General features: G+C 47.1%; 9 protein-coding genes. 1 reads left to right on the forward strand and 8 read right to left on the reverse strand.

Annotated elements, in window-relative coordinates; all coding sequences use genetic code 11:
• Positions 1-94: 94 nt before the first annotated feature.
• Entirely contained in the window at positions 95-1,909 is a 1,815-nt protein-coding gene (mrdA, locus tag QUA58_RS06045) for a penicillin-binding protein 2 (protein WP_333249520.1), read from the reverse strand.
• A 99-nt stretch (positions 1,910-2,008) separates the two neighbouring features.
• Between mrdA and QUA58_RS06050 the strand changes: the two genes are divergently transcribed.
• Positions 2,009-2,482: a phage holin family protein gene (locus tag QUA58_RS06050; RefSeq protein ID WP_333393327.1), complete on the forward strand. Its 474-nt coding sequence runs from the start codon at positions 2,009-2,011 to the stop codon at positions 2,480-2,482.
• A gap of 308 nt (positions 2,483-2,790) precedes the next feature.
• On the opposite strand, the gene QUA58_RS06055 is transcribed toward QUA58_RS06050, so the two are convergent.
• From QUA58_RS06055 to QUA58_RS06085, 7 genes are all read right to left on the reverse strand, one after another.
• Positions 2,791-3,465, reverse strand: a complete 675-nt coding sequence (locus tag QUA58_RS06055) for an N-acetylmannosamine-6-phosphate 2-epimerase (RefSeq protein WP_333393328.1) — start codon at positions 3,463-3,465, stop codon at positions 2,791-2,793.
• Between the two features lie 78 nt (positions 3,466-3,543).
• Positions 3,544-3,723 carry a four helix bundle protein gene (locus tag QUA58_RS06060; RefSeq protein ID WP_333249525.1) on the reverse strand — a complete coding sequence of 60 codons (180 nt, stop codon included), beginning with the start codon at positions 3,721-3,723 and terminating at the stop codon, positions 3,544-3,546.
• A gap of 120 nt (positions 3,724-3,843) precedes the next feature.
• A complete protein-coding gene (locus tag QUA58_RS06065; protein ID WP_333393329.1) occupies positions 3,844-4,041 on the reverse strand; it encodes a four helix bundle protein in 198 nt (65 codons plus the stop codon).
• Between the two features lie 107 nt (positions 4,042-4,148).
• Positions 4,149-6,698 (reverse strand): ATP-binding protein, encoded by a 2,550-nt coding sequence (locus QUA58_RS06070; RefSeq protein WP_333393330.1) that lies wholly within the window; start codon positions 6,696-6,698, stop codon positions 4,149-4,151.
• Positions 6,695-7,945, reverse strand: coding sequence for an IS110 family transposase (locus tag QUA58_RS06075; protein WP_333393331.1), 1,251 nt, complete (start codon positions 7,943-7,945; stop codon positions 6,695-6,697). Before QUA58_RS06075 ends, QUA58_RS06070 begins: the two co-directional genes overlap by 4 nt.
• 275 nt (positions 7,946-8,220) lie before the next feature.
• Positions 8,221-8,520 (reverse strand): hypothetical protein, encoded by a 300-nt coding sequence (locus QUA58_RS06080; protein ID WP_333393332.1) that lies wholly within the window; start codon positions 8,518-8,520, stop codon positions 8,221-8,223.
• Between the two features lie 90 nt (positions 8,521-8,610).
• On the reverse strand, positions 8,611-9,044 hold a 434-nt coding region (locus QUA58_RS06085), incomplete at its 5' end, for a hypothetical protein (protein WP_333393333.1).

A 9,044-nucleotide genomic window follows, 5' to 3' on the forward strand; every position in this document is an offset into this window, starting at 1 on the left:
TTTTCCAACATATCTGGGAAAAGTGCGATCGAAGTATGGGACAAAATGAGAACAGTCAACAGCCAACAGCCAACAGTCAACTATTAACTAATGACTATAGAGGCTTATTAGTAGGTTTAAAACCCTGCTTTTGAAAATAGGTTCGGAATACCTCTTGAGCAATTGGTGCCGCCGCTACAGCACCATATCCTCCGCCTTCAACGATAACTGCGATCGCAACTTCCGGTTTGTCAGCGGGAGCAAAACCCACATACATAGAATTGTCAGGATGACCGGGCATTTCCACAGTCCCAGTTTTGCCAGCACTTAAAGGAATAGTACCATCATTCATGCCGCGGCCTGTACCTTTTTTTACCACGTCCATCAATCCTTGTTTAACGACATTTAAAGTGGCAGGCTTAATACCTGTTTGAATTTTTTGAGTTATAGGAGTATTGGTTTGAGAAGCCAACAAATGCGGCTGTAGTCGCCAACCACCGTTGGCAATAGTTGACACCATCACAGCCAATTCTAGGGGAGTACAAAGTACCAAACCTTGACCGATCGCCATTGTTACTGTATCGCCCACGTACCAATCTTCACCATACATTTTATTTTTCTCTGCTGGTATCGGAACTTGACCGTGATTGGCGCCGTCTATCCCCAAAATATCTAAATTAATAGTACCGCCAATGCCCATTTTTTTAGCCCATTTCGCCATTTCTTCCGGCCCGGCTGCCATACCGACTTGATAGAAAAACGTATTGCTGCTGTAGGCTAAAGCATCGCGGAAACCTATAGTGCCGTAACCGGCGCCGTGTTCGTTAAAGGAAATTCCGCCGATGTTAATTGAAGCAGAACTTACCAAAGTCGAGTCAGGAGAAAATTTGCCAGACTCCATCCCGGCTACAGAAGTTACAATCTTAAAAGTGCTGCCGACTGGATAGCCTTGAACGGCTCGATTTAAAAATGGTTTGTCTGGCCCTTGCAGTCGATCCCATTCTTTTTGACTCACCTTCCGGGTGAAAATATTGGGGTCAAATGTCGGCCAACTAGCCATTGTTAAAAGAGCTCCTGTTTTCACGTCGATCGCCACAACTGCACCCAGGCGATCGCCCAAAGCTTTTTCCGCAGTTTTCTGCATATCTAAATCTAAAGTTAGCTGCACCGATTTGCCCGGAATAGGGTCCTTTACACCTAAATCTTGGATTTCCTCGCCCTTAGCATTCACCTCGATTAAACGGTTTCCCCAAACGCCCTCTAAAGTTGAATTGGCTAATTTTTCAACTCCCATCTGACCGACGATCATTCCCATCGGATATGCAGGATTAGCTTTTAATTCGTCTAAAGTAGCTTCGCCGACGTATCCCAAAAGGTGAGCTGCTAATTGCTGGTTGGGATTGTCTCGGCTCGATTCTACGCGAATTTCAACTCCTCGCAAAGTATTAGCTTGTTCTCCCAACGCGACGAAAGTACCGACATCGATATCCTTACTAATTCGCACTGGGATGGCTGATCTGTAGCCAACTCCATCGATTTTTTTGATAATTTCGGCTGCGGGAAGTTTGACTATCGGGCCCAGTATACCGGCGATCTCTTGCCACTCCTTGGTCGATCGCTCTTTTGGCCACACATAGACCGATCGAGATACGCGGTTGGCCGCAAAAATTTTGCCGCTGCGGTCTAAAATTTGACCGCGATTCGCTGCGACTGAAACAGGGCGAATGCGGTTATTTTCCGCCCGCTGTCGGTTGTAGGCTCCCTGTACCAGTTGCAGTTCGGCTAGACGAAATATCGGCAGCGTCACTAAGGTAGTGACTAGCAGCATAAAAATCATAACTTGGACCGATCGGCTGCCTTGCCGTGCAGGATTGTTTAAGCCTTTTGTGTCGAATCGGACTTTAGAGTTAAAAGAAAAATCGCCAGCCATATTAATTAATCTGCTCTTTTTATTCAACTAACAGGTAGAGACGGTTCCCATCCGGATTATTTGGCCCAGAATACAGGGATTATAACTTCTAACTCTTTAGTGACAGACCTAAATTCTGTCGGTTGGCAGACGAATCCGCTGGATTGTTTGATTAAGGTCGATCTTAATCAGGCTTTTCTGACAATTCAACTGTTAAGGAGGTACGGCCGCTGTGGAACCGATCGATTTTTTGATTGCTTGGCTGGTGACGGGCAGCAGCTTGTTGCTAATTTCTCAACTGCCGACGGTCTAAAAATTGACAGCACACCGAAAACAGTAATTTCCGCTGCGGTTTTGGGAATGTTGAATGTTTTAATTTTGCCAATTCTGAAAGCAGTTTTTTTCGTTCCGAACCTGCTGACGCTAAGATTGCTTTCCGGCGTGTTTGCTTTTGTAGTAATGAACGTGATTGTTTTTGCCTCGGCTGCGAAGTTAGTTGAAGGATTTAGTTTGCGGATGGGCCTTTGGAGCGCGGTACTGGGGGCGATCGCCTTGACTGTAGTTAGCAGCTTTATCAACGGCGCACTGATTTAGCAACTTCCCCTGATAAAGGGCGATAGAAATCGCCCGATATTTCCACACCTTACCTTGCGCGTTTCGTTTGCCTAAAAGCGATTTCTATCGCCCAATATTTATTGTCCCTTCTTCCTTCTATCCGTTACATCCGTTAAACAATCCGTTGCCGAACTTCCTTCTATCCGTTACATCCGTTACATCCGTTAAACAATCCGTTGCCGAACTTCCTTCTATCCGTTACATCCGTTACATCCGTTAAACAATCCGTTGCCGAACTTCCTTCTATCCGTTACATCCGTTAAACAATCCGTTGCCGAACTTCCTTCTTACTTCCCCATCAGCGACTTATAGGCTGTCACCTTAAGATCGATCCCAGTAATATCTGTCCCCACAACAACAGCCACCGCTCCTAAATCCAAGGCTTTTTTTGCCATTTCCGGCCCAGCGATCCCGCCTTCGCAGATAACGGGAACCTTAAGCTTTTCTACCATTTCCGCAAGCAAATCAAATCCGGGCGGCGAGAAATTTTGCGTTTGGGGAGTGTAGCCAAAAAGAGTAGTTCCGACAGTATCTGCACCAGCTTGAACCGCCGCGATCGCAGCTTCTATCGTATCTACATCCGCCATCACTAATTTGCCCAATTCGCTGCGGATTCGCGCGATTAACGTCTTTAAGTCTTCGCCGACAGGACGGTTTCTCAGAGTAGCGTCAACGGCGATAATATCGGCTCCGGCAGCGGCGATCGCCCGCGCGTCTTCAAACCGAGGAGTAATGTAAATCTCGCATCCCGGCAATTGCTGCTTCCAAATCCCAATTATGGGAGCGGATACCTGTTTTCGCACCGCTGCAATGTGAGCCGGAGTGTCAATCCGCACGCCCGATGCACCTCGATTGATGGCGGTTCGAGCCATTGCCGCAATTACGATCGGATCGTGCAGCGGCGAATCAGCAGGTGCTTGACAAGAAACAATTAATCCTGTAGGAATTTGACAATTAATCATGGCGGATTGGGGCATGGGGCATGGGGCATGGGGCATTGGGCATTGGGCTTGTTTTGTAATTTATTCCCTGTGCCCTATTCAACTCAAATAAGCGTTAAGTTTTGGTAGTAATTGATCGACAATTGGTTTAAATTTGCTTACTTCTTCGCTTGTGATAAGTTGTCTAGCATAGGCTAATCTTAACCAGTTTACTGTTTCGTACAAAGAGCCTCTCGCAATTTTTACAAAACGCCGATTATCTTGGTCATTATAAGGCAATACGGTTCACTTAAGAAAGATCCCCCCTAACCCCCCTTTAAAAGAGGGGGGGATAAGAATGCCCTCAAAGTCCCCCTTGCTTTCGGGGGATTTAGGGGGATCTCCGGGGTATAAATAGTGTTAAGTAAACCGTATTGCATTATAAGGACTTCTTCCTTCAGTAATATTAGCACAGACACTATCAGCAGACCGAACGATCTGTTTGCCCATCGTATCTTTTGTGAAATAATCCCCTTTTTTAACAATGTCCCAAATCTGATTCCCCAAACTTTCCGCCAACTTATAAACCTCTAATTCCTCAAAATCAGGTCTTCCCATAATTACCTCAAAAACTCAATTATATTAAATGCCCAATGCCCAATGCCCAATTACCCATTACTCAATGCCCAATGCCCAATGCCCAATGCCCCAGGCCCCATGCCCAATTACCCATTACCAATCCCGGCCATCAAAGAAAGAATTTTGTCAAGCAATTGCTGGGGGTGAATCGGTTTAGCCAAACAATCGTTAGCTCCCGCTGTCACGAAAGATATCTGATCTGCGGGAATTTCCTGAGCGCTTAAAGCTAGAATCTTGATATTTTCAGTAGCGGGTTTTTGGCGCAGTTGTTGGATTATTTCGCAGCCATTCATCCCGGGTAAACGCATATCTACAATCACAGCATTCGGTTGCAAAAGTTCAATTTGTTCCACCGCTGCCGAACCTTCAATCATCCACACCACTTGCAGTCCTGCGGCTGTCAGGATATCGCAAATCAGCATGGCTGTTTCTTCATCTTCTTCGACGAGGACGAGGCTGCCGCGCAAGGAAGAAGAATGCAGCGGTAAAGATGAATTCGATTTTTCATATTTAAATTTTGTGGATTCATCTTTGGTGAGAGTTTGGATGGGTATAAAAACGGTAAAAGTAGAGCCGACATCAACTGTAGAGTTGACTTCGATCGCGCCGCCGTGAAGCTCTACTAACTGTTTAGTTAAAGCCAATCCCAGACCGGTACCGCCGTATTCGCGGCGGTAGGGGGAATCCAACTGCTGGAATTTTTGAAACAAAAGCGATCGCTGATCTTCGGGAATTCCAATGCCGGTATCTTTGATTTGAAAAACAGCGGTGCTACCTGCCGGTGCAGTACCGGGCTGCCGGACTGCCGGCGTTCGATTTTTATCTTCTGTCACCCAAACTCGCAGGATGACTCGCCCCCCTTTGGGAGTAAACTTAATCGCATTTCCTAAAAGATTGAAGAGAATTTGTCTCAAGCGGCGCGGGTCAGCGATGAAGCGATCGCACTCTTGTTTTATCCGCTGTTCTTGCAGCAGTTCCACGCCTTTAGCCGCCGCTTTTTCTTTGAGGGCGTGCAGGCTCTGAGAAGCTAATTTAGAAAGTGAAAATTCACTAATTTTTAAGACTGCTTTTCCCGCTTCTACTTGCGATAAATCTAAAATATCGTTAATTAATTCTAATAAGTGGTCGCCGCTATCTCGGATAGTTTGCAGGTACTGCCGCTGCTTTTGCACTGGCACTTCTTTACTGCCAACTTTGCCGTAAGACCACCGCAGTAGCGTGTCGGAAATGCCGATGACGCAAGTGAGAGGAGTCCGCAATTCGTGGCTCATAGCTGCCAAAAATTCGCTCTTGGCGAGGCTGGCAGACTGGGCGGCGACCAGTGCATCGCGCAGTTCTCGCGTGCGCTCTATTACGCGCTGTTCTGAGGTGCGCTTTTGCTGCTGGACTTCTGCATAAAGTTCGGCTTGGTAAATGGCGATCGCCAAATGTTCTGCTATTTGCCGCAAAAATGTTTTTTTGCTTTCTTCCCACTCCCGAACAGTACACTGGTGGGCAATTAGTAGCCCCCACAATTCGTCTTGAACTACGATCGGCACTAGCAACTTCGCCCGCACCTTCGCCCGCCGCATCAACTCTAAAAAACAAGGCTGCGAAGAGTAAGTTGTTTCCACATCCGCAACGCACAAAGCCAAACCTTTGCGATATTTCTCTCGGTCAATGACTCCATTGGTAAAACACTGCGCGTCTTCACTAAAATTCAGTACAGACGAGATAGCATCGTTGGCTAAAGCTTCGTATGTGACACGACCTAAATACAAGTAAGACCCGGAAAATTCTGGGATTTCGCCCGACCCAGAAACCGCCGCAGGAATTTCTTTACCTAACTCGCCATTGTGCGGCGCTGGCACTTTTTCAAATTGATAAATTAACAGGCGATCTACTTCCAAAAACTCTCGCACTCGCTCGACTGCTTTTGACAAAATTACAGGCAATTCCAAACTTTGGCGGATTTGAGTTGTCACCTGATTCAAAAGCCGTTCTTGTTCGAGCTGCTGCTGCAAAGCATCTTCCACCGGCTGACAAAATGAAATGCAGGAACTGGCAATTTGTAAGTGATTGACGGCTTCGGAAATCGGGCGCTTTAGCGTTTCTGGATCTATCAGTTGGGGCGCCGATTTTCCCTTGATTTCAGTTTGGGTGTGTAGGGTATGGCGACTTTTTGGGCTGGCATTTGCAGCGAGAATATCCAGCAAATTTAGAGTGAATTCGCTTTGAAGCAATGCCGAGTTTGGCTGTAGATTTTTAATTGCTTGTTTGAGGGCGCGAATGTCAATTTGCCGCGAGGGTGCGGGCGTTATTTCTGCGAGTTTGTCTGCGATGGGAGAGAGGAAATTGGCGATCGCCCCGGGGTCGAAAGTCAACTGCACATTCAATTGCGAATGGAGATTTTTTTCGCTGTGTTTGTGTCCGTTTGTTGCGAACTCATCTAATAGATTGCCCCGCAGCAGCGCGCTAAAATGCTCTGATACCACTGCTGCAAACCTTTCCGACGAATTTTCCAGATTTTGAGAATCCGCGATCGCATCGTCGGCCAGCCAAATCGCCCCGGGGAGTTCAGCCATTTGCTGTAACAACTGGTAAGCAGCCTCAAAGGTTGCTAGCGGCAAAGTCCGATTTAAGGTTTTTGGTTTCACTCTAGTAATTCTGGATTCTGGATTTTAGATTTTAGATTGGAGTGAACGAGTTCGTACACGAGTTCTTTGAATAACAGCTTAACCGCTTTAGCCGCCACGCGCGATCGCACTAACCGCACCGGCCGGCCGCTGGCTTTTTCCTCATCCATAATTTGACCGAGCCGATCGCCAATGTCGTTAGCCATGCGAGCGCGCTTCACTTCGACTCGCGTGAAAATCCACTGCCAGAGAGCTTTACGGCATAAATCCGAACCCCCAACAACTTTTGACTTTTGCAAGTCGCCGCTTGACTCTTGCGAGGGCGCGTATCCCAAAGCTTTACAGAATCGACGAAGCGATAAATGCCTTTTTGTTGGTTTGCCAGACTTGCGACCCGTGCGAATTTTGACATCGGGCTTGCCATTAGCCGCGAGATAATTTTGAAACGGATAAATCTGGCTGAGCAACAGCGCCTCGACTCTGCGACCAAAACCAAACCGGGCAAACACTTTTCTGTATGGTAAAAACTGCGGCTCGCTCACAAGCTTTGATAACTCGAACTCTACGAAGTGTTCTTCCCGCTGCAAGTCACAGATGCGGGCGGCGTGTTTCCTCAGTTCGTCGGTGATGCCCAAACCGATCGACTTTTCCAGCATTAAGTCATACTTCACACTTTGGCGCTCGCCGCACAGCCACCCCCACAACAGCGGCACTTTCTCGCCAGACCGGAGCGATTTGATCGGCGCCGCTTCTGGAAACTGCCACGCTAAGTCTTGTCTAGCGCGGTTGATAATCGGGCTTTGGACGCGGTTGAGGTGCGCGAGCCGGAGAACTAGCCGGCGAATTTGTACGATTGTGCGATCGCGCGTTTGGACAAATCGCCGGGGGGTGTCGAGGTAGTCCCAGCCATAAATCGCCAGTGCTAGCGCGTCCGCGTCGTCGTCTTTGTCTGGCAGTCCGAGGTGATGCTCTCGGAACGATCGAAGCTCTTTATGACCCACCAGTCGCACTTCTACTCCCGCCCGCGCAAGCTGGGTTCCCCAAAGGATTTGATAGTTAATTCCCGTGGGTTCCATTATGGCGATCGTGTTTTTTCGATCTAATTCCGATCCAATTAGTGCAAGTAATTCATTAATTCCGTGGACTGTAGCAGCGAATTTGTGGAAATTGTAGCGGTAATAAAACTCGCGCGGTTCGTCGATCTTTTCCGATATTAAGCAACACGAAACCGAGGCCTTGCTAATATCCAAGCCGATAATTTGAGTCATTCCATTTTTAAGGGTGAGTTTTCCAAATCTCGCAGCAGCAGCTTATGAATCACCCAAAGGCCACATGAGCCTAATTCACTCTTAAAGCTTCAAGTGCGCGAGACAAACAACTAATTAGGCAGCGACCGAGCTTGTGAAACCAAAAAAGCCGTGACAGCTTGATTCAATCTGAAAGCCCTAAATCGCAGCCCTTTTAATCGGCGGATGATTTGGACTCGATCCGCGACTCCCCCTTGGGAAAGGGAGTTTCGGCCGCCGAGCCCGAGCGGCGCTCTTCAGGCGGTTGTGGTGATTGAATTTGTGGCCACTAGCGCAATGTAGGCGTATAAGTGGTCAATGTCTTGCGTTAAAATCGCTGCAAATTCATCTGTTGAGTAAAGGTTTAAGAGGCAGTTGGCAGCATTGACATACTGATTCAAGCATCGATCGGGAGGCTGTTTCCGCAACAATCCCCTAGTTTTTGCTTCTTTGATGGTGAGAAAAACTTCTTGTGTTTCCGCGTCGCTAAAATTCTCAAATCGCTGTTTAGCAGATTTGATTAACTCGGCAATGTGCTTGTTTTTGGTTTGCTTCATGATAAAGTAGATGCGAGTAGGACAGTTAGCAAGACAGCTCCTTAGAACGGTCAAGATTGCGACTTGACCGTTTTTTTAGCTCATCTTTTCTTAGTTCATCTTTTTGAAGACGTAATGACATTTGGGTGGACGATTGTTTTTTGCTTCTTCAGCTAGGGGCATCATTACCTGTTCTATGAATTGTTCTATTTCTTGTTCTTCGACTGGTTGTTTATGAATTGATGCTTGCAATGCTATATCATGGGCTAGTGCTTCAGGGGTCTTGCCAACAATTTCGCTGAGCAAATTCAGTAAAATTGAGTTGGTATTTGAACACGAATAAATAAGCTGTTTTTGCTCAAGTGGCAAATCTTTCATGCTGGGGGTTGCAGGCTGCGGGATGTCGTCAGCGATTATGCGAATGGAATTCAGATTCAATTCGCAATTGTCTAAGCAGTTGTCTAGCATTTCTGCTAGTTCCTCCAATTCGCGGTAATTGCCTTGACTTTTGAGGATCAAGTCGGCGATGTGCACGTCAAGTCCCA

This window comes from Microcoleus sp. N9_A1, assembly GCF_036701795.1.
Classification (GTDB): Bacteria; Cyanobacteriota; Cyanobacteriia; order Cyanobacteriales; family Microcoleaceae; genus Microcoleus.

Excerpts from the sequence above, each read along its gene's own strand:
- mrdA (WP_333249520.1), bottom strand. The coding sequence starts at position 1,909 with ATGGCTGGCGATTTTTCTTTTAACTCTAAAGTCCGATTCGACACAAAA.
- QUA58_RS06055 (WP_333393328.1), bottom strand. The coding sequence starts at position 3,465 with ATGATTAATTGTCAAATTCCTACAGGATTAATTGTTTCTTGTCAAGCA.
- QUA58_RS06075 (WP_333393331.1), bottom strand. The coding sequence starts at position 7,945 with ATGACTCAAATTATCGGCTTGGATATTAGCAAGGCCTCGGTTTCGTGT.
- QUA58_RS06065 (WP_333393329.1), bottom strand. The coding sequence starts at position 4,041 with ATGGGAAGACCTGATTTTGAGGAATTAGAGGTTTATAAGTTGGCGGAA.
- QUA58_RS06080 (WP_333393332.1), bottom strand. The coding sequence starts at position 8,520 with ATGAAGCAAACCAAAAACAAGCACATTGCCGAGTTAATCAAATCTGCT.